General features: G+C 71.5%; 19 protein-coding genes. 5 read left to right on the top strand and 14 right to left on the bottom strand.

The window, feature by feature from the left end; translation table 11 throughout:
• Positions 1–233: 233 nt before the first annotated feature.
• Positions 234–2,585: a BTAD domain-containing putative transcriptional regulator gene (locus PZB75_RS14350; protein WP_275538708.1), complete on the top strand. Its 2,352-nt coding sequence runs from the start codon at positions 234–236 to the stop codon at positions 2,583–2,585.
• A 540-nt stretch (positions 2,586–3,125) separates the two neighbouring features.
• Here PZB75_RS14350 and PZB75_RS14345 read toward each other — a convergent pair.
• The gene (locus PZB75_RS14345) at positions 3,126–3,431 is read right to left on the bottom strand and encodes a helix-turn-helix transcriptional regulator (protein ID WP_275535685.1); all 306 of its coding nucleotides are present in this window, start codon (positions 3,429–3,431) and stop codon (positions 3,126–3,128) included.
• A gap of 165 nt (positions 3,432–3,596) precedes the next feature.
• On the opposite strand from PZB75_RS14345, the gene PZB75_RS14340 reads away from it, so the two are divergent.
• The gene (locus PZB75_RS14340; protein ID WP_275535684.1) at positions 3,597–4,172 is read left to right on the top strand and encodes a helix-turn-helix transcriptional regulator; all 576 of its coding nucleotides are present in this window, start codon (positions 3,597–3,599) and stop codon (positions 4,170–4,172) included.
• A gap of 190 nt (positions 4,173–4,362) precedes the next feature.
• On the opposite strand, the gene PZB75_RS14335 is transcribed toward PZB75_RS14340, so the two are convergent.
• Positions 4,363–5,337 carry a phosphorothioated DNA-binding restriction endonuclease gene (locus PZB75_RS14335; protein ID WP_275535683.1) on the bottom strand — a complete coding sequence of 325 codons (975 nt, stop codon included), beginning with the start codon at positions 5,335–5,337 and terminating at the stop codon, positions 4,363–4,365.
• 374 nt (positions 5,338–5,711) lie between these two features.
• Here PZB75_RS14335 and PZB75_RS14330 point away from each other — a divergent pair, with 374 nt between their 5' ends.
• Positions 5,712–6,515 carry a methyltransferase domain-containing protein gene (locus PZB75_RS14330; protein ID WP_275535682.1) on the top strand — a complete coding sequence of 268 codons (804 nt, stop codon included), beginning with the start codon at positions 5,712–5,714 and terminating at the stop codon, positions 6,513–6,515.
• 165 nt (positions 6,516–6,680) lie between these two features.
• A complete protein-coding gene (locus PZB75_RS14325; RefSeq protein ID WP_275535681.1) occupies positions 6,681–7,964 on the top strand; it encodes a serine hydrolase domain-containing protein in 1,284 nt (427 codons plus the stop codon).
• Between the two features lie 199 nt (positions 7,965–8,163).
• On the opposite strand, the gene PZB75_RS14320 is transcribed toward PZB75_RS14325, so the two are convergent.
• The 6 genes from PZB75_RS14320 to ngcE all read right to left on the bottom strand — a co-directional run bounded on the left by PZB75_RS14320 (position 8,164) and on the right by ngcE (position 15,616).
• Positions 8,164–8,688, bottom strand: coding sequence for a Pycsar system effector family protein (locus tag PZB75_RS14320; protein ID WP_275535680.1), 525 nt, complete (start codon positions 8,686–8,688; stop codon positions 8,164–8,166).
• Positions 8,685–9,593 (bottom strand): hypothetical protein, encoded by a 909-nt coding sequence (locus PZB75_RS14315; RefSeq protein WP_275535679.1) that lies wholly within the window; start codon positions 9,591–9,593, stop codon positions 8,685–8,687. The genes PZB75_RS14320 and PZB75_RS14315 overlap by 4 nt, the downstream gene beginning before the upstream one ends.
• Positions 9,590–11,701 (bottom strand): hypothetical protein, encoded by a 2,112-nt coding sequence (locus PZB75_RS14310; protein ID WP_275535678.1) that lies wholly within the window; start codon positions 11,699–11,701, stop codon positions 9,590–9,592. The genes PZB75_RS14315 and PZB75_RS14310 overlap by 4 nt, the downstream gene beginning before the upstream one ends.
• Positions 11,698–12,603, bottom strand: a complete 906-nt coding sequence (locus PZB75_RS14305; protein WP_275538707.1) for a hypothetical protein — start codon at positions 12,601–12,603, stop codon at positions 11,698–11,700. The genes PZB75_RS14310 and PZB75_RS14305 overlap by 4 nt, the downstream gene beginning before the upstream one ends.
• Before the next feature lie 176 nt (positions 12,604–12,779).
• The gene (locus PZB75_RS14300) at positions 12,780–13,466 is read right to left on the bottom strand and encodes a Crp/Fnr family transcriptional regulator (protein WP_275535677.1); all 687 of its coding nucleotides are present in this window, start codon (positions 13,464–13,466) and stop codon (positions 12,780–12,782) included.
• 722 nt (positions 13,467–14,188) lie between these two features.
• A complete protein-coding gene (gene ngcE / locus PZB75_RS14295) occupies positions 14,189–15,616 on the bottom strand; it encodes an N-acetylglucosamine/diacetylchitobiose ABC transporter substrate-binding protein (protein WP_275535676.1) in 1,428 nt (475 codons plus the stop codon).
• Positions 15,617–15,991: 375 nt separating this feature from the next.
• Here ngcE and PZB75_RS14290 point away from each other — a divergent pair, with 375 nt between their 5' ends.
• Positions 15,992–16,657, top strand: coding sequence for a PHB depolymerase family esterase (locus PZB75_RS14290; protein WP_275535675.1), 666 nt, complete (start codon positions 15,992–15,994; stop codon positions 16,655–16,657).
• Positions 16,658–16,730: 73 nt separating this feature from the next.
• On the opposite strand, the gene PZB75_RS14285 is transcribed toward PZB75_RS14290, so the two are convergent.
• From PZB75_RS14285 to PZB75_RS14260, 6 genes are all read right to left on the bottom strand, one after another.
• Positions 16,731–17,402, bottom strand: coding sequence for a pyridoxamine 5'-phosphate oxidase family protein (locus tag PZB75_RS14285; protein ID WP_275535674.1), 672 nt, complete (start codon positions 17,400–17,402; stop codon positions 16,731–16,733).
• Positions 17,399–18,490, bottom strand: a complete 1,092-nt coding sequence (locus tag PZB75_RS14280; protein WP_275535673.1) for a LuxR C-terminal-related transcriptional regulator — start codon at positions 18,488–18,490, stop codon at positions 17,399–17,401. Before PZB75_RS14280 ends, PZB75_RS14285 begins: the two co-directional genes overlap by 4 nt.
• A gap of 2 nt (positions 18,491–18,492) precedes the next feature.
• Entirely contained in the window at positions 18,493–19,824 is a 1,332-nt protein-coding gene (locus tag PZB75_RS14275; protein ID WP_275535672.1) for an MFS transporter, read from the bottom strand.
• A complete protein-coding gene (locus PZB75_RS14270; RefSeq protein WP_275535671.1) occupies positions 19,821–21,578 on the bottom strand; it encodes a condensation domain-containing protein in 1,758 nt (585 codons plus the stop codon). Before PZB75_RS14270 ends, PZB75_RS14275 begins: the two co-directional genes overlap by 4 nt.
• Before the next feature lie 55 nt (positions 21,579–21,633).
• Positions 21,634–22,260 carry a hypothetical protein gene (locus PZB75_RS14265; protein WP_275535670.1) on the bottom strand — a complete coding sequence of 209 codons (627 nt, stop codon included), beginning with the start codon at positions 22,258–22,260 and terminating at the stop codon, positions 21,634–21,636.
• A gap of 467 nt (positions 22,261–22,727) precedes the next feature.
• Complete coding sequence (locus PZB75_RS14260) at positions 22,728–26,252, bottom strand: BTAD domain-containing putative transcriptional regulator (protein ID WP_275535669.1); 3,525 nt, start codon at positions 26,250–26,252, stop codon at positions 22,728–22,730.
• Positions 26,253–26,315: the final 63 nt, after the last annotated feature.

Below are 26,315 nucleotides of genomic sequence, written 5' to 3'. Positions count from 1 at the left end.
GTTCTGCCGGGCCTGCCGGATCGGTGGGACCCGCCGGAAGGGCGGACACATGCAGCCTGCCGCGCCTGAATCAGCGCCCGGTCAGCACCGAGGCGGCACTTGAGCGGTACGGGAGTGGCACCGGAGACCGTTCCGGGCCGTGCCCGCCCGGCGCGTACCGTGTGAGATGCCGGTGGCAGTGGCAGTGGCAGTGGCAGTGGCAGTGGCGGAGGGGGATGGTCGGAGAGGTCGGGATGCAGCGCGTCGCGTTCAGTGTGCTCGGGCCGGTGACGGCCGAGAACGACACCGGCCCGCTGGCGTTGAAGGGGCCGAGGCACCGCGCCGTGCTGGCCAGGCTGATCGTGGCCCGTCGCCGGGTCGTACCCGTCGCCCGGCTGGTGGCGGATCTGTGGGACGAGCCGTCACCGGGAGCCGTCGGCGCGGTGCAGACCTTCGTGGCCGCGCTGCGCAAGGCCCTGGAACCCGAGCGCCCACCCAGGACCCCGGCCCGGCTGCTGGTCACCGAGGGCCCCGGCTACAGACTGCGGGCGGAGCCGGACGCGGTGGACGCCTGGCGCTTCGAGGCGGCTGTCGGCGCCGCCGCGAAGCTGCCGCCCGCGGACGCGCTGCGGCGGCTCGACGAAGCGCTGGGGCTGTGGCGAGGGCCCGCCTATGCGGAGTTCGCGGGGGAGGACTGGGCCAGGGGCGAGCGTTCCCGTCTGTCCGAACTGCGGGCGCAGGCGGTGGAGCGGCAGGCCGGGGCGCGACTCGACCTGGGACTGGCGGCCGAGGCGGTGCCCGGCCTGGAGGAACACCTCGCGGACCACCCCTGGCGGGAGGACGCCTGGCGGCTGCTGGCGCTGGCGCTGTACCGGACGAGCCGACAGGGCGACGCGCTCGCCGTTCTGCGCAGGGCCAGGACGGCGCTGGCGGAACGGCTGGGACTCGACCCGGGTGCGGACCTGCGCCGACTGGAGGCGGACATCCTGGCGCAGGACCCGACTCTGGACCTGGCACGTCCGCAGCCGCAGCAGGCACCGCAGCCGACTCCGCAGCAGGCACCACAGCCGAGGCCGCATCCGGCCCATGACCCGGCCCATGACCCGGCCCATGACCCGGCCCATGACCCGGCGCACGGATCGACGCAGGAATCGGTGACGTCGCCCCCGGCAGGCTCCCCGCCCCTCGCGGACTCCACGTCGTCGGCCCCCACCGAGCCGCCCGCTCCCGCCCCGGCCCCCGCCGCGCCGACATCGACGGCGGAGGCGTCGGCGGCAGCGGCGGACCGGCTGTGGACCAGGGCGGCCGAAAGCTACGACCGTACGGTCGCGGCGGGCGCCCGTGCCCGGCTGGAGTCGACGGTCGGTCTCATCCGGAACCTCGCGGTGACCGGGGGCAGCGGCCTGGAGGCGGCGCGGGAACACCGGGTGGCGGCCATCGCGGCGGCCGAGCGGACCGGGGACGCGGAACTGACCGCCCAGGTGATCGGCACCTTCGACGTCCCCGCGATCTGGACGCGCTGCGACGACCCCGAGCAGGCTCGGCAGGTCGTCGCAGCCGCCGAACGCACCCTCGCCGCCCTCCTGGACGGACGTCACGACACGGCCCGGTGCCGTCTGTTGGCGACGATCGCGCTGGAGATGAGGGGCACCCGCTCCCCGCGCGGGCCCGGAGCAGCGCGCGAGGCGGAGGGGATCGCGCGACGCCTCGACGACCCCGCCCTGCTGGCGTTCGCCCTGAACGGCGTGTTCATGCAGTCGTGCACGAGGGCGGGCCTCGCCCCGCGCCGGGACGCGATCGGCGCGGAACTCGTCGCGCTGTCCGCACGGCACGGCCTGGTGACGTACGAGGTGCTGGGCCACCTGATCCGGCTTCAGGCCCGAGGCGCCCTTGCCGACTTCGCGGGCGCCGACGCGCACGCGAGGGCGGCGGACCGGCTGGCCGAACGCCATGAACGCCCGTTGGTGGCCGTCTTCACCCGGTGGTACGGAGCACTGCGGTCGGCGGCCACCGGGCAGCCGCGCCGGGCCGAGGCCGCCTACCGGGCGGCCACCGACGCGCTGGACGGTGCCGGGATGCCGGGCCTGGGGGACGGTCTGCCGCAGTTCGCACGGCTGTGTCTGCTCCTGTCGGCCGGGACGCGCTCCGAGCCGGCGTACACCCCGGATTCCGTACGAGGGGAGGCTCCGCTCCCCGCACCGTCCCCCGCCCCGCACAGCCCGCACCCCCCACCCACCGACTCGACGGGCCGCCCCACGAGCCCCGTCCTGTCAGCGGCGTGGACGGTCGACAGGAACGCGGAGTGGGGCCCGTACCGCGACTGGGCCGAACCGTTCGCGCTGCTGCGCGAAGGCCGCCGGACCGAGGCCGGAGCGGCACTGCGGACGCTGCCCGAGCCACCCGCCGATCTGATGTACGAGGCGCTGTGCTGCCTGGAAGCAGCGCTCGCGCTGGAGTTGGGCGACCGTGCCGTACTGGAGCGTGTCCACGCCCGTCTGCTGCCGGCCTCGGGCCAACTCGCGGGCGCGGGCAGCGGACTGGTCACCGTGGGACCGGTCGACCGCTGGCTCACCGAGATCGATACGGCGCTTCGCGTGCCGGACTAGGGCCTGCCACTGCCACTGACACTGACGCGGACACCGCTGCCGACGCAGACACCGATTCCATCGCAGACGCAGACGCAGACGCAGACCCCGGCACCGGCACCGGACAGACCCCGGCACACAGGTAGGGGACCGGTGGGCAGAACGGCGGACAGCGGGAGGACAACCGGCAGTTCCGATAATTCGCCGACTGCCGGACACGGAAAACGGTGGCCGGTAGCCTGACGAGCAGTCGGCACCTGGCCGCTGCTCCCCTCTCCGCACATCCCGTTGCGGTGTTTGGAGAGAGGAGCAGTACCGAGGTGAAGCACCGGAAGCCGAAGAGGCTCTGGAGTGCTGGTCGCGTACAGAAGGTGTGGTGGATGATCCAGATTGCAGTCTGGATCTACCACCACTTCGGCGACTGGTAACCCGGCTCGGCGGGGGCCGTTCTCGCTCCAACGGTGACGGCCTCCGCGTTCCCCCTTCATGATGGCCGATGCCCACCCGGTGCACACCCCCCGACCCGTCACTTTGGCATATGCCAATTTGCTGACGGCGGGGTCACTCGGCGGTTCCGGCCGAGGTCCTGGCCGTCCCGGCGGACGTGTCGGCGGACGAACCGGTGGCGTCGGCGTGACGCTTGCGCTCCAGGGCGACGATCGGGCAGTTCAGCGCCTCGGCGATCTTCACGAGGTTGGCGGGGGTCGCACTGCGCCAGCCGGACTCGATCTCTCCCATGAGCTGTTCGGAGATGCCGACGAGATCGGCGAGTGCCCGCTTGGTGAGACCGGCCTTCTCCCGTGCCCACGTGACCGCCTCGGGCTCCTGGTGGAGCCTGCTCGGTCGGGTGCGGGTACGCGGTGGCATACCTCGAAACTAGCGCGTAGTAGCGCAACGCACAAGTAGTTTGCGTAGAACTACGCACATCTAGCCCAGGACTAGCGCACATCTACCCAGGCTGGACAAGGGGGAAGGGCTTTCCGGGCCGGAGCGAACTGGACGCTCGATGCGTAGTTGTGCGAAGCTCGCCGCATGACTGAGCGCCCGCCCGCGCCGCCCGAGGGGGAGCTGATCAAGGCAGCCCTCGCGACATCACGGCTCTCCCAGGTGGATGCCGCACGGCGAGCCGGTATCAGTGGGACCCGATGGCGGCAGATCGTCTCCGGCTACCAGGCGGTAGGCGGTGAGAAGGTCCCCTTCCGGAGTCCGGACGACACCCTGGCCCGCATGGCTCACGCGGTGGAGGTCCGCCCGGAACAGTTGGAGGCCGTCGGCCGCACCGGAGCCGCCGAAGCACTCCGGGCCATCGAGGCCGAGAAGCGCGCCGCGGACCCCGTACCCCTTCCGGCCGGCTCGCAGGCCCGCGTCGACGAACGCTGGCACATGCTGGAAGCCCTGCTCCGCCAGGCACGTGTCGGCCTCAGTCCGTCCGAGTACGGCACGCTCCTCGGACGGATCAACGTCTTCTTCGCCCAGACACCGGACTGGCAGCCGCCGACCGACGGTTCGCCGTCCGACACCCGGCCGTCCGAAGTCCCGCCGTCCGAAACCCAGTTGCCCGGGAACCCGCCGACCGACGCCCCGCCGCCGGAAACCCCCGCCCGGTAACGGTCGGCCCGCTCGTCCACCCCATCCCGCCCCATCCCCGTCTCACCCGGACCGGTCTGCCCGGGGGCTCCGGATGGGCCGGGCCAAGAGCCCGGGGCCCGGGACCGAGGCAACGGCACAGGCCCGGACCGGACCGTCGGACGAAGAGGCTGCCCGGATCGATCGGCCGTCCCCCAGCCTCCTCCCGGCTCTAAGAAGCACCCGGCCCTTCTCCCGCTCCCACCCGCGTCCCTGCTTCCGCTCCCGCTTCAACTCCCACCCCCGCACCCGCACCCGCCGCCGGGCGGGCCGTGCCGTGGAAGACCTGCCGCGCGTGCCAGTCGCGGTGGGTCGCGGCGACCCGTCGCACCCCTGGCTGAGGGCCGATGACCGGGCGGCCCGCGAGCGCCACCACATGTTGCCGGGCGGCGGCGCTCCGGCCGACGAAGTGCTGGGAGACCTTGATGAGGTGGTCGTCACCGAGCCCGAGGACGCCCTTGTCGAACAGCTTGTGGTGGAGCGAGCACAGGCACAGCCCGTTGTCGATGTCGTCCGGCCCGTCGAACGCCCACCAGCGCACGTGCGCGGCTTCCAACCCGACGGACACCGCACCGATCCGTCCGTCGTAACCGCAGAACGCGCACTGGTATTCGTATGCGGTGAGCACCAACTCACGCATGTTCCGATCCCGTTGACGCCGCGCTCTCGTCCCCGGCGTCAACTCGATCCCGGCCGAATCCAGTTCCAGGCCGATGGCCTCACACAGCTCACCGTGGAGCGAGGGGGGAAAGTGCAGATCGAGCAGGACTTGTCCCATCCGCCCCAGCAGTGACGGGTCCCGCCGCAACGCCGTCCGTAGCCCCGGAGCGAGTCGCCCCGCCGCCCCGGACGCGCGCAACTCCCGCACCCCGGTGCCTGGGCTGCCGGCACCACGATGGGTGCGGACCTCCCACACCTCGTCGTTGACCAAGTGGTGGAAGGGGTAGGCGGGGGTCGTCCGGTTCCCCGGACCGTACTCGGCCAGCAGCCGCCGCAGATCCTGCTCCACCTCGCTGTAGCGCAACTCCCCCTCCGCGTCCCGCTGGAAGCCGCCGAGCGCGTACAGCAACAGGAGGGGCTTGTGCGGAGCGCGTATCCCGTTCGCAGACCACTGCCTCAACGACGCGGCACGCTCAAGCCAGTCCATCCGGTGATCCTAAGGGCTGACCCGTGCTTCGCCGGCGGCACGGCCATGGACGCTGCCACGGGCATCGCGGACGTGGTCATGGACGCCACCACGGGCATCCCGGACGTGGCCATGGACGCCACCACGGGCATCGCGGACGTGGCCACGGGCGCGTTTGTCGGTACGACGCATCGCGGACCCCGTGTCGTCGGCCACCGCCCTCTCCCTCGGGGTGATTGCCCCGAGGGCGCGCACGGCGCACAGGGGCGCGCACATGGACCCCCGCACTCCCGCTCACCGGCCCCACGCGCCGAACCTGCCACTCGCAGCGCACCGCGGATGCCACCGTGAGGTGCCCGTCACGTCGGGGCAGCGGACTCTTCGAAGGTGTGGGCATGGGTGTGGCACAGGGCGGGACCGGCCCGGCCGGACGGCCGCCGATGACCGGCGCGGCGTACCGGGACGCCTTCGCGCTCTTCCTCGCCGGTACGGACGAGAAGAGGGCGACCCACGCCTACCTGTCCGACCTCGCGTCCGAACTCCCCGCCCGACGCACGTTCCTGGACGTGGGACCGGGGGACGGGACGACGACCCGCTGTCTGGGCCGGTACTTCGAGCACACCGTGTGCATCGAGCCCAGTGCCCACATGCGCGAGCTGCTGAGGCGTAACTGCCCCGCCGCCACGGTCCTGAGCGCCCCCGTACTCGAAGCCGAGGTGAGATCGCCGCCGGTCGACCTGGCGCTCCTCTCCCACGTGCTCTACTACGTCCCGCGCCCCGACTGGGTACCCACCGTCCTGCGCGTCCTGAGCTGGGTCGAACCAGGCCGGGAGGCCCTGGTGGTGCTCCAGGACCCGGACAACGACTGCATGCGAATGGTGCGGCACTTCACCGGCGCCCGGTTCGCCCTGTCCGAGCTGGCGGCCGACCTCAGGACTTCGTCGGCGGCACACGCGGACACCGTCGGAGCGATGCGCCGGATGACTCTGCCGGCCCGCTACCACAGCACAAGCCTTGCGGACACGGTGACCGTCGCGCGGTTCCACCTCGGCGTGCACATCCAGGGTGAGCGCGAAACGCTCCCCGACAGCCGCGAGTTGGAGAGTTACGTACGCGACCACTTCGCGGACCCCGATGGCGGCTACACCATCCCGCACGCCCATGAAGTCCTGCACATCGAGCGGGTGCCTGCTTCCTGAGAGCTTCCGCCCGGCCGGCCCCGCACCGGATGCCCCGGCAATTCCTCTCCGACCCGAAGCAACCCACTCCCTCCCAAACCCGTATGCACTAGTAGCGGTTGCTCGGCTGCCGTCGCGGTCGCGGTCGCCGCACTCTCCCAACGGCACAGAACCTGGAGTCCCGTCGTGTCCTCTCGTCCCAGCGGCACCAAGCGCAGCACCTTCGCCGCCGCAGCCGCCTTGGCGGCCATCACCGCGTGCAGCATGTTCACCGCTGTCCCCGCGCACGCGGCCCCGGCATCGGTCCCGGCCGTCCCGTCCCCCGACTACCAGGGGCTTCAGGAGGCGTTGAAGGGTGTCGTCGCGGCCGGCTCGCCCGGTGCCTTCGCGCGTGTGAGCGACCGCGGCGGTCGCGGTGGTACGGCGGCGGTCGGCACCGGTGACGTGTCGACCGGTAAGCCGGTCGACCCGAAGGGGGAGTTCCGGATCGGCAGCATCACCAAGAACTTCACCGCCGTACTCACACTCCAACTCGTCGCCCGGCATCAGGTCGACCTCGACGCCCCCGCCGTCGACCGCCTCCCCGGCGGAGTGCTGCCGGCCGGCTCCCCGATCACCGTGCGACAACTGCTGAACCACACCAGCGGCCTGTACGACTACAGCAACGACCTGCCCGGCGTTCTGGTGGGCGACACCGTCACGGGCTTCCAGCAGTTCCGGTACAAGACGTACGACCCGACCGGACTGGTGGCGGGGGCCGTCGCCCATGGCTCGCAGTTCACCCCGGGCAGCCGGTACCAGTACTCCAACACGAACTTCGTGGTGCTGGGCCTGCTGGTCGAACACGTCACCGGAAAGCCCTTCGCCCGGGTTCTCAACGAGCGCGTTCTGTGGCCCCTCGGCATGGACGACACCCGTTTCGTCGTTCCCCGCAAGGGCATCGGCGGCCCGCACGCCATCGGCTACCTCACCGAGGACGACCGTTCCAAGCCGCTGTTCGACGCGACCGAGCAGACCGCTTCGTGGATCTGGGCCGCCGGCGCCGCGATCTCCAGCACGGCCGACCTCAACACGTACTGGCGGGGGCTCACACGCGGCGCGCTGCTGCCCAAGGCACTGCTCGCCGAGATGGAGGCCACGCAGCCGGTGGACTCCACCGGCACGTCCGGCTACGGCCTCGGCCTGCGCCGGTTCACCCTCTCCTGCGGCACTCAGGTGTACGGCCACGACGGCATCCTCCAGGGGTACCAGACCTACTCGTACACGACGAAGGACGGCGCCAGGCAGCTGACCGTCTCGGCGAACGCCTCCAACAACTCGAAGGTCTTCACCGCCGAGCGAGCCACCCTCGACCCGGTCTTCTGCGGACGCCCGTCGTCGCCCTCCGCGACACGCGCGGCCTCGGCGGACTCGGCCCACATCGCGAAGGAGGAGACCGTCGGAGTCTCCCCGGAGCCGCTGCGCAGGTGACCGCGCGGCGGGGGCCTCCGGGCCAGGGCCTCCGGGCCAGGGACGTTGCTCCCCGCCGGCCGGGACAGCCGTCAGCCGAGAACGGGGTCACACGTAGGGAGCCCCACCATGGGCGTTGGGGACCCCCTACGGATGCCGCTCTCGGGCAGTCCTCCAGCCGTCCGGTCGCCGTCCGGTCGGCCAGTCGTCACGTCGTGCTTCAGACGCCGGACAGCAGCGCCGCGCTCACGGCCGCGATCGCCGGCAGCAGCATGAGAACGCCCACGTGCACGCACCTGTTCTTGGCGCGGGCGATGCGGCTGGTGCCGGTCAGGGCGCGGAACAGGCGAGGGTGAGGGTCGCAGCTGCTCAGGAGGAGTCCGGACGACAACTCCGCGCGCTTCTCCGCCTGGAACACGTCCTCGTAGTAGGCGAGGGCGCGGGAGCTCTCCCTCATTCTCGACCCGTGCCGCGGCAACAGCGCGGCCAGGAGGAACAGCAGCGCCAAGGTCGTGGCGACCGTCGCCGTCCACCACAGGGGGCGTGGCCAGGAGGTACCGGGCGGACGCCGGATCAGGAGAAGGCCGAGCAGCGATCCCCCGGTGGCGAGCAGGACAGCGGCCTTGCCGTCGGCGCGGCCTATCTCGACGTGATTCTGGGCGATCAGCTCCCGTGAGAGTGCCACCACGTCCTCCGGTTCCGCCTCGTTCGGCGGACGGCGGGCGAACGGCGGGCGGAAGGTCACCGGGAATCCCCGTACGGGCTGTTCCCGTCGCCCGAGGCGTCGGCGTGGCCGATCCTGCGCAGGATCTCGTCGCCTTGCGGGACGCCCACGTCACTCAGGACGCGGGCCACGTTGACGCCGACGAAGCCCCGGTCCTCCGGCGTCAATGACCGAAGTGTCGCTGCGAGGGTGTGTTCCCAGCTGTCGCAGTCGGAGAGAAGACCGCGGTGGGTCACCGTCCAGTCGAGGACCTCCCTCGCCTGTTCCGGCTGGTTCAGGAGCCAGAGGGCCGCCAGGCCGACGGGACCGCCCGCGACAACCTCCCGGTAGAACTGGTACGCCTCACGGTGGACTTCGCCGAAGCCTGCCGGAAGAGTGGGCTCCGCGCCGGTGCCAGGGGTGGGCAGGAACGCGGCCGGTGGGTCCAGGAACCAGTACGTGAGGCCGAAGTCGTCGATCACCTGTGGCCGGCCGGGCGGTTCGACCTCGGTCGTGCCGAAGTGGGCCGGCGGCCTCCGTAGCGGATCGGGGGTGGCGGGCAGGGTGGCGTTCTCGTTGATGTGGCCGACCACCAGGTGACGGGCCCGTTCCTCGGTGACCTGGTTCCTCGCCGCGACGACCGGGTTGCTGATCCTCCAGGCCACCTCGTAACGGGCAGGGGGTTTCGGCGGCCGGCGCGGGATGTCGACCGAGATCCGCCGTTCCGCGAGCGAGACCCACACGATGTCGAAGAAGTCCCCCTGACGCACCGCGCGCACCGTCGGTCTCGGATAGCCCCAGTAGTCACCGCCTCGGGGCGGCACCATCGCGTCGTCCCCGCCGTCGGCCAGGAACACCAGGGCGCGGTCCTCGGCGGAACCGAGGCGGTGCCGGAACAGTTGCCAGGTCGGCGAGAAGTTCAGAGGTGCGATGAGCGGACCGGTCATGAGGCGGACCCTTCTGCTGGGAAGACCGCCCGGGCGCGATGGCGGCTCAGGATGAAACGCAGGACACCACGGTGGCTCCGGGCCTCACCGGAGAGCGCCGCGAGGAAGCGCGGGAAGTCGGTCCGGTGCCGTTCGCCGGGATCGTTCTCGATCAGGGACAGGCCGGTGGCCGTCGCCGCGTGTGTGGCGGGGTCGTCGAGGGCCATGACCACGAGGCCGACGGCTCGCCGGGGCTGATCGGTGAGCAGATCGGCGAGGCGTACCCGCCCCACACCGGGCGAGCCCGGTCGAGGGAAGCTCGTCAGGCTCATCGACTCGATGACGTGGACCGCCAGGGTGTGAGGTGGTGTTCCCGGCTCGGCCGCCTGCCAATTACGCAGCCGGTCGAGGACGTCGCCGTGGTTGTCCTGCTCGGAGAGCAGAGTGCTGAGCGCGAGGGACACCGCGGTGCGCAGACCGACCTCCAGACCCTTGCCCGGCCCGTCCAGCACCGAGTCCAGGAGCTTCAGCGCAACGGCGGGGCGGGCCAGACCGTAACTGCCGGCGCAGGTATCGGCCACGGTGCAGCGCAGCGGGACGGGGGTGGCCCGGCTCCAGTCCCGTAACTGATTCCGTACCGCACCGGTGAGAGCCGGGTACTGGACCATCTCGCCGAGCGCGTACGCGACCAGCCGACGGTGCCAGCGCTTGTCCGACGAGGCGAAGGGGTACAGCTGGCGCAGGGTGTCCGGACCGGTCGCGTGGGCCAGCACCTTGCCGATGGCCCGCCCCGCGGTCAGTTCGACGTCGGGGTGGTGGGGCGCCGTGCCCAGGGCCCGCCACAGCAGGCTCGCCATGCCCTCGTAGTCGAGCCAGAGGCTCCGGAGCAGGGTCTCCGACCGATGTCGGCCGGAGAAGGCGACCGGTTGAACCGGGTAGCGCTGTGCCGCTCCGGAACGGGGTGCCAGCAACCGCGCCCCGACCGCTGCCAGCCGGTCCTCGAAGGCAGGTCCGAGGACATCGCGGCGTGCCTGCGACCCCTCCGCGCCCGGCCCGGACGTGTCGACGCGCTCCGGCCCTCCGGCCGTGGCCGGGTCCGGGCTGTGGCGTGCGTCGAACAGGGGGCGCAGAATCGCGCTGTACTCCTCGATGACCGTACGGTCCTGTCCGGGCAGCAGCGAGATCGCCGCCATCAGGGAGAGGCTGTCGGACCGGTGGCGTGACTCGGTCAGCGCTTGGCGGGCCGCTGAGGGGCTGCCGGTCCGCAGCTCCTCCAGTACGGCTGTGGCGGGCTTCCCCAGTACGACGAGATCGCGCAGCCCGTCCGCCGCCTCGACACCGTCCTGGGGCAGTGGGTGGGCGTGCAGATAGCCGGAGAAGTCGGCGGAGGCGAGGTGACCCAACGCCTCGGACTCCTGCACAGGTGTGAGTTCGCCCGTCTCGGTCAGGGTGCCGAGGCGTTTCGCGGCCACCTCGGCCGGCGGCGGCGGCCGGTGGGCGACCTGCCAGGGCACCGTGTCGTGGGGGAGCGGCGTTTCCGCGGGGACGGTGACGACGAGGTGGGCGCGTTCTCGGCGCAGCCGCCCGGCCAGTGCGGTGAGTACGACTTCGCCGAGTGAAGCGGCGGCCTGCGGGGACAGGCCCTGCAGCAGATAGCCGCGGCCTTCCGTCGGGGACCAGCGCGAGAGATCGTCCGGTGAGTCGAGGCCGGTGATGCCATCGGTTCCGTACCGCTCCGCGAGCAGTGCGAACGCGGTCGTGCTCGCGCCTGTTCCGCTGCGGGCCCTCAGCATCAACAGGTGGCCGTCCAGCACCTTTCGGCAGCGCGCGTAGGAGGGCGGTTCGACGAATCCGCGCAATCGGGCGTGGACGTCCGCAGCGGGATAAGGGCCCTCCCGCAGACGGGGTTTGACGATGTAATCCGTGACGGCGTCGTCGCGCGGGCCGGTGAACAGCATGGTGACGTCGCCGGTGATTCCGCCCATGACAGCCATGCCCTGGTCCAGTCTCTGCTGGTTGTCGAGGTAGGAACTCCCCGCGCCCGCCGGGCCGGAGTTCTCCGAACCGTCCGAACCACTCGAACCGTGCGGGGAGTCCGGACCGGATCGGTCACCCGCTTCGGCGCTCACCGGTGGTTCCCGGTTCCGCCGACCTGCTTGTCGCCCGTCACGTTGTCGCCGCTGCCCCAGTGCTGGTTGGTACCGCGGTACGAAGCGGAACGGCCGGTGTACGCGATGTCCCCTCCGACGTTCCCCATCACAGCGGCCCCCTCTCCCAGGTGCTGGGTGTTGCCGCTGTACTGGGTACCGGACCTCGCCGCCGGGACGGTTTCCTGATCGGCGGAAGGCGTGTCGGTCCGCGCGACGGGTTCCTCCCGCGGCCGTACACCGGCCTGTACGAGGTTCCCGGACGGTGAGGGGACGTACAGCCAGGCCCGTTGCGAGAAGTTCTTCCCTTCCACGGTGGCCGGGACTTCCACGCAGCGGTCGGGATGCAGTCCGGTGTACGCGCCGAGCACGACGTCCTCGTAGACGCGCTGGGAGATGACCGCCGCCAAATGGGTGACCTGCTCACTTCCCGCGGCCAGGATCGCCTTGACCGGACGGGAGTCCAGCAGCCGGTGAGTGTCGTTGCGCGCGGTGCCGTTGCCGTCGCCGGGCTCGTCGATGTCCGGCAGCGGCCCGACGTGGACGCTGGCCCGGAGCCGGATGCGGGGGCCCACGCACTGCCGGTTGTACGCGCCGAGGATGTCGTCCAGCACACCCAGGAACGGCCAGAGGACGAAGGGCAGCAGGGCGGGTTCGAAACCGAACACCACACCGTCCCCGGTGTTGGCCGGAAACCGCTTGGCGTCGCGCAGTTCGTGGAGCCCGGCCCGCTCCAGGGCCTGGTCGACGAGTTCGGGGATCAACCGGCTCACCGGGCCGTGCTGCACGGCGGGAAGTCCGGTGAAGTCCTTGGCATCGACGGCGAACAGGGCGCGGTAGGGAGGCAGCGGCCGGCTCTCGGCGTACGGAGCGGGAACGGGCATGGACATGGGTGATCTCCTCGTGTGCCGGTGGGACGGTGACGAAGCCACTGGTCGGCTGATTCGAGGTTCCGTCGGTTCCGTCCGCCCGACTGCACAGCGGAGGGCACTACTCGGGTGTCCCACGTCACATCACGGGTGTGTTCAGGCCGCGGCTCCCGATCCCCGCACTGGCACGTTCAGCTACCCGGGTACGAGGAGAGGGCCGACGCGGGCGTGGCCCTCGGCGCGGTCGTCGCCCAGCCGCGCAGCGCCTCCATGTCCTTGATGACGATCACTCTGCGAGCCGTCTCCACGGCACCGGACTCGCGCAGCCGGTGCAGCCCGGTGATGACCGCGTTGCGGGTCACTCCGATCGCCTGGGCGATCTCCTCCTGGCTCAGGCCCGTCAGCCGGACGACGTCCGGTCCGGTGCCGGGCGCGGTGAGTTCCGCCAGCCGCAGGAGCGCCCGCGCCAGTCGGGCGACCAGGGGCAGGGTCAGCAGTTCGGTGCGGTGCGCGTCGGACTCCCGTAACCGGGAGAGGGCCTGGCGCATCAACTCCATGACGAGGCCGCGCTGTTCGACGAACCGGCGAAACCGGTCCGCTTCCAGCACGACGGCCGTGCAGGGGGTGAGTGCGACGACTTCAGCGGTACGCGGGGTGCCGTTGAAGACGGACACCTCGCCGAGCAGGTCACCCGGCCCTCGGAAGGCCAACCAGGTCACGACTCCGTTCGGCTCCCGGCACACGACCTTGGCGAGACCCTCGGTGAGGGCGAGCAAATGCGTTCCCGCGGAGCCTTGTCTCAGCATCACGCTGCGTTCGCGGAAGGAGCGGGGCGCGCCCTGGCTCCGCAGCTCACGCCATGTCTCGTCCGACAGCATTCGTCGCCCTTCCCGGCCGCCCTGTACGCGGCCACACCCTGCCCGTACGCGGCCTTGTCGGCCTCCCCGCCCCATGAGTTCTACGCCGCCCCGACCGCTTCCGCCGCCGCTCGGTCGGCCTTGACCGAGAACGGCTGCGCTCCCCAGGCCATGGCGCGGACGTGAGGAGCCCGGGTGGTGAGGGGGTTACGGGAAGGTGGGTGCGAAGGCTGAAGCGGGCGCACACCGAGCTGACGTCGTTCAACGCCAGGCGTTGAGCCTCACCGACTCGGCATGCCGGGGAGCCGGACCACCCGCCGTGGGACGCGGGGCTCCTCGCCCTCGACGTCCCCGACGGGCCGGGCGGCGCGGCCCGAGCCGCCGGGCTTCGACGGGGTCACTCAGCAGAAGATGGAGACTGCTCAAGGAGGATGCCGACCGGAAGGGCGGCGGCCGCTCGCGCCCCGGTGCGGCCACCTCAGCGCTTCTTGGTCTTCCGCCTCTGCGGTGGCGTCCATTCGCCCCGGTGCAGTTGACAGCGGGAGTAACCGATCATCGCCGGGTTCTGGCACGGCCGGCCCGTGGTGGTCCGAGTCGATCCACACTTCACCTGCTTGCCCATACGTCCTCCCGAGATCAGGGGCAGTACGCCTTGGCGCGATCGTCCCGGGGTGGAGTGCACGGTGTCCCGTCATCCGCGGCATTCGGCCGGTCCGCAGTCCTTCGAGGCCGGTTCCCGTCGTTCAGTGGTGGTACTTCTTCACCGTCGGGTCCTTCGCCGTGGCGTCCGCCGCCCGCTGGATCGCGGTGATCGCCGCGGCCGGTCCGAGCCGGTCGGCCATCATCTCGCCGATCAGTCCGGCGATCTTCTCCCGGTTCAGGTTCTGGTACCAGTCGGTGCGTGGGGAGACGATGTTGCTGCCCGCCGCCGTCAGCGCCGTGGCCGCCGAGGCGAGTCCCGAGGGCAGGTCCAGGCCGTCGGCCGCGCCCCGTACCGTGGTCAGGCTGGACGACGCCAGGGTGAACTGCTGGGCGACCTCCTTGCTGAGCATTCTGCGCAGCAGCTCCATCCCGCCCTGTGGGTTCTTCGCGTCCCTGGGGACCACGAACGCCTCGCCCACCTGCGCCCAGAGCGTCTCGAAGGGCATCGCGTCCGAGGCGTCGAGGCCGGACGCCGGCGCCATGGTCATCTCGAAGCCGCGCGGTGTGGTGGCCTGCGCCTCGGTCTCCACCCAGGTGCCGTTGGGGACGAACAGTGCCTTGCCCTTGGTCCAGGCGGTCTGCGACTGGATGTGGTTGAGCCCCGGGGTGCTCCGGAGTACGTAGCCCTTGGCGGCCAGTTCGTGGTACGCCTCGAACGCCTGCTTGACGGCGGGGTGCCGCCAGGCGTTCGGCTCCAGGTTGTCGATCGCCGTCAGGACGTCCGCCCCGCCGATCTTCGCGATGAAGGGGTACAGGGTCCACTGGAGGTAGTACGGGTACGTGCCCGCGTACGTCCAGCCCGCGATACCCGCCTTCTTCGCCTCGGCACACAGCCGCAGCATCGCGTCCCATGTCTTCGGGTACTCCCAACCATGCTTGCGGAGCAGGGACTTGGAGTACCAGACACCGAACACCGTGTACGCGTAGTTCAGCGTCCAGATCTCGGGGCCGCCGAACCTGCCCTTCTCCGCGACGCCCGGGATCAGGGTCTCGCTCACGGTCACGGCCGGATCGTCACAGGAGGGCGCGGCGAGCAGCGTCCGCAGGTCCGTCAGCTGGCCGTGGTCCGCCAGCGCCGCGGTGGGTAACGAGTGGGCACCGGTGTTGTCGACCAGGTCCGGCGGTGTCCTGCCCACGAACCGGGCCTGGAGCCGGGTCTGGATGTCCTGCGTGGCGACGTGCGTGAGCTTCGTGTCGGGGAACGCCTTTCGGTAGTCGGCCTCGGCCTTCTTGACGTACTCGACGCCCAGTCCGCCGTCGAAGACGACGACCTCCAGCGGGGCCGAGCCGTTGACTCCGAGGGGATTCCCGGGAGCCTTACTGCCCTGGCCGGCCTCGACAGGACGAGGCCCCGTGCTGCCGGAGGCGGCGCAGGAGCTGAGGGCGGCGGTCATGGGCGCGGCGAGCAAGCCGGCTGCCATGGCGCGTTTGATCAGCTCGCGACGGTTGATTTCTGGCAGGGGCCCCATGATCTCGGTCTCGCCTTCTTGAGGGCATGCATCCAGTTCAGCGGAGCTTTGACAGGGAAATGCGTGGGTCGGGGTCGGATTTCAGGTGTGCTGTTTCTCGGTGATGAGACTAGCTGTGTCCGGTGGGTGATTTTCCATAATGGGACCAGAGTGGTACCGGCATGGAAAGGGATCTATGGAAACGTTGTTGACCTGCGGTTTCCGGTGGGATTCGGGCTGCTTGCCGAGGGGGCGGAAGTTTTCTTCATGGAGCGCGCGGAGGTTTCTTCCGTGCGCCTTATGGGTTCGGTGCCCGGTCTCGTTGACGCTGGCGGTGAGATGCGAAATGCTAAGCCTCCGAATTTTCGGCTCTGTGATTTCGAGGACGGTTATGTGATGACCGCAGGTCTTCTCCAGACTCATACGTTCAAGGTCGATGACACGGGAAATACGCTGTCGTATCTCTTGCATCTCCCCGACGGCTACCGGGCCGACGGGGGAGAGAAGTGGCCCTTGGTGCTCTTCCTGCACGGGGCCTCCGAGCGAGGTGACGATCCGGCGGACCTCGCCGCGCAGGGGCTCGTGAAACGGGTGGCCGACGGCGCCCGGGTGCCCTTCGTGCTGCTCGCCCCGCAGTGTCCCCCGTACAGCACCTGGACGCTGGAGCTGACGGGGGTGTACGCGCTGCTCGAAGAGGTGTCCGCGCGGTACGGCGTCGACCGGGACCGCACCTATGTGACCGGCCTGAGCATGGGCGGCACCGGCTCCTGGGCGATGGCCACGCGCTACCCCGGCCGTTTCGCGGCCGTCGCGCCCATCTGCGGTTCGTGGCTCCCCGAGTCCGCCCCGCGCATCGACCGCCTGCCGGTGTGGACCTTCCACGGTTGCGACGACCGGAACATCCCCGTCGAGCACACCGACAAGATGGTCAAGGCCCTGAAAGCGCGCGGGAGTTCGGTGAAGTTCACCTGCTACACCGGAGTCGGGCACGACTCATGGACCCGGACCTACGACGACCCGGTGTTCTACGAGTGGCTGCTCGCCCAGCGCCGGGGCGGCTGAGCCGTACGACAACACGGCACCGTGGCCCCCCGGTTCCTCCGAGGGGCCACGGTGCCGTGTGCGAGGGCGCTGTTCAGGCGTGTTCCCGGCCGGGGCCGGCGGCCTCCTCCCGCTCCCGCTGCCGCATCGCCGCGACCTGGGCGCGCAGTTCCTCGTTCTCCCGCTCCAGGCCGGCCATGCGTTCCCGCACGGGGGCCAGCACATCAGTCAGTTCGCGCTCGCTGAAGCGTGGCGTGATGTGGCGCGGACAGTTCCAGTCGTAACCCTCGACCTCGATGACGACCAGGCGCTCGACCCGCCCCTCCGTCCGCGTCGAGACGAGCCGCTCGGCCAGTTCGGGCTCGTCGTCGGCGGGGACGGCGCGCGCGTGCCCGAACATCTTCAGCCGGACGCGCCGCGCGTGGTCGATGAAGAACAGGGCGACGCGGTCGTCCGTCCGCAGATTGCCCGTGGTGATGTACTGGCGGTTCCCGCCGACGTCCGCGTAGCCGATCCGCCCCCCGTCCAGTACGTGGACGAAGCCCGGCGGGCCGCCCCTGAACTGTACGTACGGCCAGCCGGTCTCGCCGACCGAGGCGAGCAGGAAGCCGTCCAGGCTCCCGACGAACGCGGCCTCCGCCGAGGTGAGCGGTTCCGGCAGGTCTCCCGGCTCGCGCAGCCTGCGGCCCGCCGCGATTCCGCTGCCCATCTCGTGCTGGACCTGGCGGACGGCCGGCGTGTAGGCGAGACGGGCGTAGCGGCTCATGCGGCCCCGCTGGCCGTGGTGGCCGGGACCAGCGGGGCGCGGCCCTCGCGGACCGGGGCGAGCAGACCGGTCTGCGCGGCCATCACCCCGGCCTGGAAACGGCTCCTGGCGGCCAGGTTCTGCATGATCGCCGCGACATGACGGCGGAAGGAGCGCTCCGACAGGCCGACCCGGCGGGCGATCACCTCGTCCTTGATACCGGACGCGAGGAGTCCGACGATCGTGGCCCTCAGGTCGTCGAGGGTCCCGGCGTAACCGTTCGTCCCCTGCTGGAGGGGGAACGCGGACTGCCAGGCCAGGTCGTGGATGGAGCCGAGGAACGTCGCGACGGAGGGTTCGTAGATGATGGTGACGACGCTGCTGTCGCTCGTGCCGTCGTCCACCGTGACGAAGGACGTCTTGCGGTCGAAGACCAGGAAGCGGGCATGCAGGTCCGGCGATGTGCGTACCTGGCCGCCGGCCGCGGTGAGCCGTAGGGCGTACGAACGGGCGGCGGCGTCGCTGCGCGCCGTGTGCGGGTACAACACCCGCCCCTGGACGCCGCGTTGCAGTGCCTCGTTGATCAGCGGCCGGGCGTTGATCAGCTCGGCGGGTTCCTGGGTGACGCACGGCTGCATCAGCAGTATCTCCGACGCGCAGCACTGAGCGGCCTCCCGCAGGCGCAGTGCGATCTCGCCCCGGTCATCGGTGACCACGACGGTCTCGCGGTGCTGTCGGGTGCTGTCGAACACCTCCATGAAGGAGAGGAGCTGTCCCTTGACGCCCGCCAGACGGCGCCGGTGGTCGCGGATGGCGCTCTCCAGGGGCAGGAGCAGTTCCAACTGGGCGGCTTCCGGGTGCACGGCGACGAGTTCGCGTCCCGACCCGGCCGCGCTCTTGACCAGGTGGAGCCCGCGCAGCGTACTCAGGGCCTGCTCGACGCGGTGCGCGGGGGCGTCCAGCTCGGTGGCGAGGACTTCGGGCGTGACGCTGCCGTGGCCGAGCGTGTACTCGTAGACGTGGACGGCGAATTCGTCGACACCCTCGGGGTGCGGGGGGATCGTGGCGGACGTGGCATGGGCACGGGCGGTCCGGACCGCGGTGTTCATGGTCAACTCCTCTGCTTCTCGTCCTCGTCCGGTTCCGCACCGGTCCTGACCGCCCGCAGCTGCCGGATGGCCGGTACCGCGAGCAGGAGTCCCGCGCAGGCCAGTCCGAGCGCCGTGGCCAGGACCATCAGCGTGCGCTGCCCGGTCACGGAGGCCAGCGGACCGGCCAGTGAGCGGCCCAGCGCCATGGAGGTCAGCGATCCGGCGACGTCGTAGGCGTACACCCGGTTGAGCAGTTCGGCGGGGATCTGGGTCTGTACGGTGGTCGCCCAGATGACCGACCAGTAGGCCAGACCGGCACCGGCCAGGGCCCACCCGGCCGAGAGCGTGACGACGCCCGGACGCAGCGCGGGCATGATCGGATACAGGGCGAACAGCGCCCAGCCGAGGGAGCCCGCGGCCAGTGGCCGTTCGCTGCGCACCTTGATGGCCACGAAGCCGCCGAGCACTCCGCCCGCGCCGAAGGCGGCCATGCCGATGCCGAGCGCGGTGGACCCCAGGTCGCTCACGATCAGGTCGGCCCCGACCGGCAGCGAGACGCCGGCCACGAAGCACCCGTACAGCAGGAAGATGGAGATGACCCCCCACAGCCAGGTGCGGGCCTTGAACTCCTGCCATCCGGTGGCCAGTTGGCGCAGGAAGGAGTCCGCTTCGCCGTCGCCGGCCGCAGCCGCGTCCAGGCGCAGGGCGAAGAGGCATCCGGCGCTCAGCGCGTACGTCGCCGCGTAGATGCCGAACACGGTCCCCGGGCCCGAGAAGCTGACCAGGAGCCCCGCGAGCGCCGGGCCGAGGACGCCGGCCACCGACTCCGCGACCCTGAGCACCCCGTTGGCCCGCTGCACGTCGGTGGCGACCTGCGGGACCATGCTCGCCACGCCGGGCTGGAACAGCGCGGTGGCGGCGCCGCTGAGGAACTGGAGGGCGACGACGCCGATCAGGGAGGTCGAACCGGTGGCGAACATCACCGCCATGCCCGCCTGGATCGCCAGCCGGGCCAGATCCGCGAGCACCATCATCCGGCGAGGCGTGAAGCGGTCGGCGAGGACCCCTCCGAAGAGCATGCACAGTGCGAGCGCGGCCATCCACGCGCCGAGCGCGTATCCGACGCCCGACGAGCCGTATCCGGCGTCGAGCAGGCCGACGGAGAGGGCCACGGGCAGCATCGCGTCGCCCAGCAGTGAGCCGGTCCGGGCGCCGAAGTAGAGCCGGAAGTTGGTGGTCCACACGGATGTCCCGCGCTCCGGCGCCCCGGGCCGCCCCGGGTCGGCGGGTGCTTCGTTCGCCGGGATTCCCTCCGGTGATCCGCCGGTGTGCGCGTCGGTCGTGGTGCTCATGCGGTCACACGTCCTTCGGCGCGTCCGGAGGCGTCCGCGATCACGGGCAGGGCGGCCCACGCCGCGGGGTCGGCGAGGCCGTCGGCGGGCGGTGCGGCGGGGTGCACCAGATAGCGGTGCGGGGCGATGGCGGTGACCCGTCCCGGGAGCGCCACCAGGGTGCGCTCGTGGACGGACTCCGGTGCGGCGGGCGCGACGAGATGGCACACCAGGCGGTGCCCGAGCCGTTCGTCGGGCTCGATGGTGACCAGGTGCGGGGCGTCCCCGACGACCTCGGAGATCAGTTCCCGTACGGCGTCCAGCTCGATCCACGAGTGGTCGCTCAGATACCAGCCCTCGCCGCGGTCGACCGGTGGCAGCGTGATGAGCGGGGGCAGTTCGGTCAGCGGCAGTTCGGTCCCGGCGGCGGCCCGCAGCAGCCGCAGCAGGGACCGCCCGAACTCCTCCGCCTCGTCCTTGTCCAGGACGTACGGGTCGATCCAGAGCGTCACCTCGAACTCCTCCTCCAGCTGGTACAGGCAGATGAAGAACCGGCAGGGGATGTCCTCGGCGGGCAGCCAGGTGATCCCGCCGCCGAGTTCCGCATCCTCTTGGAGCGGGGGCTGGTGGCCGGGTATCCAGACGCCGGGCAGCCGCCCGAGCGCGGACCGGTCGGGCGAACCGGCCGCGGCCGCCAGCGCGCTCATGTCGTTGAAGACCAGGTCGCGGGCGAAGCTGATGCCGCGTCCGGCGCTCACGCCGTTGATGACCTGCCAGACGGCGGTGGGGTCGAACCAGCTGTGCCGGTAGGCGGGAAGGCCGGCGGAGCGCACCTGGCGGACCACGTCGTCGAAGGTGGCGGCCCCGGAGAGGTCGACCGGCAGCAGCGCGTCCTGCGCCAGCGAACCGAAGAACCCGTGGAGCTTGCGCACCACCCGGTTGCCGGAGAGCGAGGTGGTGGTCACGGACTCGTTGCGGGTGCGGTGGCCGATCAGTGTGGCCAGCGCCGCGAGCGCCACGGCGGACGCGCTGGCGCCGGTGCGCTCCGCGATGGCTTCGAGCTGGGCGGGGACGGTGCGTGAGCGGATGTTCAGTCCGGGGTGCAGCCAGTCGTTCTTCGCGGGAGCCGTGTGCGGGAGCGTGAACATCGCCTGCGGCACCTGGCGGATCTGTGATTCCCAGTACCGTACGGCCCCTTCGCCGAGCCGCTTGATGGAGGGCGTCCGCTCCAGCTCCACGACGTCGACGGGCTCCGACGCGGGCGCCGGGGGCAGCGGTTCGCCGGTCGACAGGGCGTGCCATTCCGCGTGCAGGACCTCGCAGGCCGCCACGTCCATCGCGGCGTGCGAGACCACCCACACCAGGTGGCGCGGCGCGCCGTCCGCGGTGACCACCGCGACCCTGAAGGGCAGTTCCGCGCTCAGGTCGAAGGTCTTGGAACGCAGTCGGCGCGCGGTGCGCTCGGCGGTCTCCAGCGGGTCGGAGCCGCCGTCGACGACCTCGGCGGTAAGGGCGCCGTCGCCGGCCACCCGCTGGGTGACGGGGGTGGCGGACCGGTACGTCGTGCGCAGTGACTCGTGCCGTGCGAGGAGCGTGTGCAACTGCCGTGCCACGCGGTCGAGTCCGCCGTCGGCCGGGGCGTCGAAGACCATGGCCAGGTTGAGCCGGGTCGGGTCGTCGTCGATGGTGATGGCCCGCAGGATGTTGGCGTGTCCGAACGAGAGTGGTCCGGTGCGGTGGGAAAGACCGGAGAAGGCCACTGTGAACTGTGACAAAGGGGACACCTCGGATAGGTCGGAAGGGAGTGAGGACGCGGAGGGCTGGAACGCGTCAGCGGGTGTACGGGGAGCAGAGCGCCACCGACGCTCCGGGGAGCCGGGACGGCGGTGCGAGGTCGCCCGGCGCGGCCGCGCGCATCTTCGCCAGGAGGGCGTCAGGGCCCTCGGCGGTCACCTGGTCGAGAATCCGGCGGCAGTCCCAGCCGCACCGGTCGGCCAGCCGGCGTGCGCCCTCGGACAGCAGGCAGACCCGGCGGGCCTCCGACACGGGCAGGCTGCCGACCAGGGCCCGGCCGGGGTAGCGGCTGTGCAGCATCTCGTTGACGGTCAGGTCCGGGAACTGGATGAGCGCGGCCGTCTCGCCCCGCAGGAGCAGATCCACCTTGCCCTCGCGGGTGCGGGCCACGGCGACGGAGAGGGAGGCGGGGGGCTCGGACCCCGAGGCGGGGGGTCCTGCCTCCGCCTCGCCGAGGGCGGCGTCCAGCAGCGCGGGCAGGGGCGTATCGGCGTGCTGGATCAGGCCGGCCACCAGCTGGGCGCAGATCTCATGTGCCGGTGGATGTGTGCCGGGCCCCGGGCCGGCCGTGTTCACCAGGACGGCGAAGCGGCCGCCCGTGACGATGACGTCCTCGATTCCGCCGGGGTCACCCCCGGGCCGTGCGGCGCAAGTGATCTCCACGGTTCTCCTTCGGTGGAGTGTGAATTGACGTGCGGCGGAACACTTCGAAGCCGAATGGTCTGTACCTTTCCTGAGCAGCGTACGGAGACCGTTTGGCCGCGCGGCCAGAACCGGGCCATAGCCGTCCCGGCCGCGTCGGCCCTCCGCGCGGAACCGGAAGAACCGGCACTGACTTGGGCCGACGCGTCCCCGGAGCGAGGTCGCCCCGCGAGGGCGGCAGAAGTCGCAATTCCTCTGCCGGTAGTCACCGGAGCCCGCTGCCGGGGGAGGAGGGCCGTCAGGGGCGGGCGGCGCCCCCGACGGCGTGGGCGTTCGGGTCCCGGAGGCCCGCTGCCGGGGGTGGACGGGGAGCCGTCGGGGGCGGAACCGCCGCCGGGGCGCCGAGGGCCGTCAGGGGCGGGCGGCGCCCCCGACGGTGCGGACGTTCGGGTCCCGGAGGCCCGCTGCCGGGGGTGGACGGGGAGCCGTCAGGGGCGGGCGGCGCCCCCCACGGCACGGACGTTCAGGTCCCGGAAGCCCGCCACACCCATGTCCCGGAAGAGCAGCAGCGACCGGCGCCAGTGCCCGAACGCCCGGCCCCGGGCGCCCAGCGCCCGGTACGCGCTGCCGATCACCAGATGGCTGCGCGCCTCACCGGGCCGGTGACCGGTCTCCCGGTGCAGGATGAGCGCCCGTCCGGCGTCGTCGAGCGCACGCGCCGGCTCACCGAGGACGACCCGCACCTGGGCCAGGACGTTGAGCGCGGACGCTTCGAGGAGCCGGAACTCGGCCCCCTGGGCGAGGGACAGGGCCTGGTGGGCGGTGGCCAGCGCCTCCTCGGGAGCGCCCAGGCGCAGCCGCATCGTGGCGAGTCCGACCAGCGCGTAGACCTGCGGATAGCGGTCGTTGACCACCTCCGCCAGGTGCAGCGCCTCCCGGTAGCTGGCCGACGCCCCTTCCAGGTCGCCGGCCCGCTCCTGCGCCGTACCCATCGAGAAGTGCGCGTTGGCTTCCAGGCGCCGGTTGCGCATGGACTGGGCCGAGGCGAGCGCGGTACGCGCCAGACGCGTACCCGACTCGTGGTCGCCGAGGTCGGAGTGGGCCGACGACAGGCAGCTCAATGCCACTGTCTCGCTGGCCTTGTTGCCGCTGAGCGTGTGCACGTGCAGGGCCTCGTTCATCACCTGGATGGCGTCCAGGGGACGGCCGAGGGCGCGGTAGACGATCCCCAGGTTGGTGTGCGATATGGCCTCGCCGCTGAGCGAACCCAGGTCCCTGAAGAGGCGGGCGGCCTGTGTGTAGTGGGCAACGGCCTCGTGCAGCCGCCCCAGCTTCCAGCCGATCAGCCCCAGGTTCATCAAGTCGTCGGCCGCGCCCACCCCTTCGGTCTGCCCGGTGAGACCGCGCGCCCGCAGGAACAGTCCGGATGCCGTGCGCATGGCGCCGTTCTCCTGGTACGCGGCGCCGATCCGGCGCAGCGCGGCGGCCTGCCCGTCGGCCCAGCCCGCCTCGGTGGCCAGGTCCAGCGCGTCGGCGTACTGCTCCTGGGCCACCGCGTTGTGGCCCTGCGCCCAGTGACAGTCGGCGATCTTGAGACGGGCCGCCGACCGGGCCCGTGGATCACCGTCCGCCGTCGCGGAAGCGAACCCCGCCTCCGCGACCGCCAGGCACTCGGTGGTGTACGTGCCCTGGGAGAGGAAGCCGTACAGCGCCTCCGCCAGCCGCCAGGCGGTCCGGTGCTCCCCGGACTCCGCCGCGAACAGCACCGTACCGATCAGGTTCTCGCGTTCGCTCTCCAGCCACTCCGTCGCCTTGGTGGCGTCGGCGACGGCGGCCTCGGTGGCGTTCCCCTCCCCGGCGCGCGCCCGCAGTACCGGGTCCTCCGGATACAGGACCAGGGCGGCCGCCTCCGCGCCTCGCGTGTACCAGTCGAGCAGACGCCGTCGCGCCCCGCTCTCGTCGTCCGCGACCAGCTCGCGGGCGTAGGAGCGGAGCAGGTCGTGCATGCCGAACCGTCCGGGTTCCGGCTCCTGGACCAGATGGGCGTGGGCCAGCGACCTGAGCAGCGGTTCGGCCTCGGCCGGGTCCGCGTCGATCAGGGACGCGGCGCCCCGCACGGTGATGTCGGGCCCCGGAGCGAGGCCGAGCAGCCGGAACATGCGGCGGGCGGGTTCGGGCAGGGCCTGGTACGAGAGGTGGAAGGCGGCCCGTACCGCGGACCGTTCGTCGCCCTCCACCTGGAGCCTGCCGAGCAGATCGCCGTTGACCAGCTCCGCGCAGTAATCCGCCACGCCGGCGCTCCCGTTGGCGATCAGATTGGCCCCGGCGATGCGGATCGCCAGTGGTAGCCAGCCGCACAGCCTGGCCAGCTCCACCACGGCGTCGGGCTCGTCGGCCACCCGGTGCTCGCCGAGGATGCGGGTGAGCAGGGCGTGGGCCTCGCTCAGGTTCAGCACGTCCAGGCTGAGCGGCCGGGCCCCGTCGTTGGCGATCAGGCCCGAGAGGTGGGTGCGGCTGGTGATGACGGTCCGGCAGGCACCGCTCCCCGGCAGCAGCGGGCGCACCTGGTCGACGCCCGCCGCGTTGTCCAGCACGATCAGCATGCGTTCACCCGCGAGCAGCGTGCGCAGGAGAGCGGCCGCCTCGTCCTCACCGGGTGGCACCTGCCCCGGTGCCACGCCCAGCGCCCGCAGGAAGCGGGCCAGGACGTCCACGGGGCGCAGGGCGGGCAGCAGCGAGTGCCCTTGCAGGTTCACGAACAGCTGTCCGTCGGGGAAGTGGTCGCGATGGGCATGGGCCCAGTGCAGCGCGAGGGCCGTCTTGCCGACGCCGGGCGGGCCGATCACGGTCACGATGGGGGTGTGCTCGGCCGGGTCGTCGTTCAGCAGCGCGTCCAGCTCGTGCATCTGCCGGTCACGGCCGGTGTACCAGGAGGTGCCGTACGGCAGTTGGGCGGGCCGGGCGGTGGCCGGCCGGTCGGCGGTGGCGGGCTCCGGGTCCGCGCCGCGGTCGGGACGGGGCAGCTGCTGGCGCAGGACGCGCAGGTGCGCGTCGCGTATCTCGTCGCTCGGGGAGATGCCGAGCTGGTCGTCGAGGCGGTCCCGGAAGGCGGCGAACACCTTGAGTGCGGCGGCCTGTTCGCCGCAGGCCGCGAGCGTGAGCATCAGCCGTGCGTGCACCCCCTCGTGCAGCGGATCGCTGTCGGCCACGGACCACAGCAGACGTACGGACTGCTCGGGGCGGCCCAACTCCAGGGCCAGGTCGGCGTGGAGGAGGGCGGCCTCGGTACGGCTCTCGGTGACGGCGACGGCCCTCGGGTGCTGTTGCAGCGCGGGGTCCATGTCCGCGAGCAGCGGCCCGCGCCAGCACCGCAGCGCGGCCGTCAGGGAGTCGTGGGCGAGCTCGGGGGACCCGGCGCTCCGGGAGCGCTTCGCGCGGGCCACGAGCTCCTGGAAGCGGCCCAGGTCCGTCTGGCTCCGGTCGACCTTGAGCACGTATCCACCCGGGACGCGTTCCACGCCCGGCGCCGCGGAGCGCGACGTGCCCTGTCCGAGGCTCTGGCGCACCTGGCTGATGTAGGTGTGGATCAGGCTCTGGTAGGAGCGGGGCGGGTTGGACGGCCACAGGGTGTCCACCAGCTCCTGCCGCGTGACCGGCTGCGGGTGCTTGAGCACCAGCAGCCCGATGATCCGCCGCAGCATGGGCCGGGCGATCACCACCTGGCTCTCTCCGCGCTGCACCGAGAGCGTGCCGAGGACGAGGAGGCGCAGCCGCCTGCCGTCCTGGGCCTGGGACGCGTTCCCCCGTACCGCGGCGTGCAGGGCCGCGGCCTCGGCGTCGGCGAGTCCCAGGGCGGTGATCAGGCGCCGGACCGTGCTCAGTTGGGGCTGCCGGACCCGGCCGTGCTCGATGTCGCGCAGTGCCCGGGTGCTCATCCCGGCCTTCGCGGCCAGTTCCCGCTGGCTCATCACGGCGCGTTTGCGCGCCGCCTGGATCCAGCTTCCGGCGGACACGGAAATAATTTCTGAGGTATCCGGCAAAATTCGTTTCTCCGCTGAGAGCTGCTTTGCCACAAG

This window comes from Streptomyces sp. AM 4-1-1, assembly GCF_029167625.1.
Lineage (GTDB): Bacteria > Actinomycetota > Actinomycetes > Streptomycetales > Streptomycetaceae > Streptomyces.
The sequence above is the reverse complement of the archived record's forward strand: the minus strand, read 5'-3'. Positions and strand labels throughout refer to the sequence as shown.

Coding starts and splice junctions, on each gene's coding strand:
- PZB75_RS14350 (WP_275538708.1), top strand. CDS start 234: ATGCAGCGCGTCGCGTTCAGTGTGCTCGGGCCGGTGACGGCCGAGAAC.
- PZB75_RS14345 (WP_275535685.1), bottom strand. CDS start 3,431: ATGCCACCGCGTACCCGCACCCGACCGAGCAGGCTCCACCAGGAGCCC.
- PZB75_RS14340 (WP_275535684.1), top strand. CDS start 3,597: ATGACTGAGCGCCCGCCCGCGCCGCCCGAGGGGGAGCTGATCAAGGCA.
- PZB75_RS14335 (WP_275535683.1), bottom strand. CDS start 5,337: ATGGACTGGCTTGAGCGTGCCGCGTCGTTGAGGCAGTGGTCTGCGAAC.
- PZB75_RS14330 (WP_275535682.1), top strand. CDS start 5,712: ATGGGTGTGGCACAGGGCGGGACCGGCCCGGCCGGACGGCCGCCGATG.
- PZB75_RS14315 (WP_275535679.1), bottom strand. CDS start 9,593: ATGACCGGTCCGCTCATCGCACCTCTGAACTTCTCGCCGACCTGGCAA.
- PZB75_RS14305 (WP_275538707.1), bottom strand. CDS start 12,603: ATGCCCGTTCCCGCTCCGTACGCCGAGAGCCGGCCGCTGCCTCCCTAC.
- PZB75_RS14300 (WP_275535677.1), bottom strand. CDS start 13,466: ATGCTGTCGGACGAGACATGGCGTGAGCTGCGGAGCCAGGGCGCGCCC.
- ngcE (WP_275535676.1), bottom strand. CDS start 15,616: ATGGGGCCCCTGCCAGAAATCAACCGTCGCGAGCTGATCAAACGCGCC.
- PZB75_RS14290 (WP_275535675.1), top strand. CDS start 15,992: ATGACCGCAGGTCTTCTCCAGACTCATACGTTCAAGGTCGATGACACG.
- PZB75_RS14285 (WP_275535674.1), bottom strand. CDS start 17,402: ATGAGCCGCTACGCCCGTCTCGCCTACACGCCGGCCGTCCGCCAGGTC.
- PZB75_RS14280 (WP_275535673.1), bottom strand. CDS start 18,490: ATGAACACCGCGGTCCGGACCGCCCGTGCCCATGCCACGTCCGCCACG.
- PZB75_RS14275 (WP_275535672.1), bottom strand. CDS start 19,824: ATGAGCACCACGACCGACGCGCACACCGGCGGATCACCGGAGGGAATC.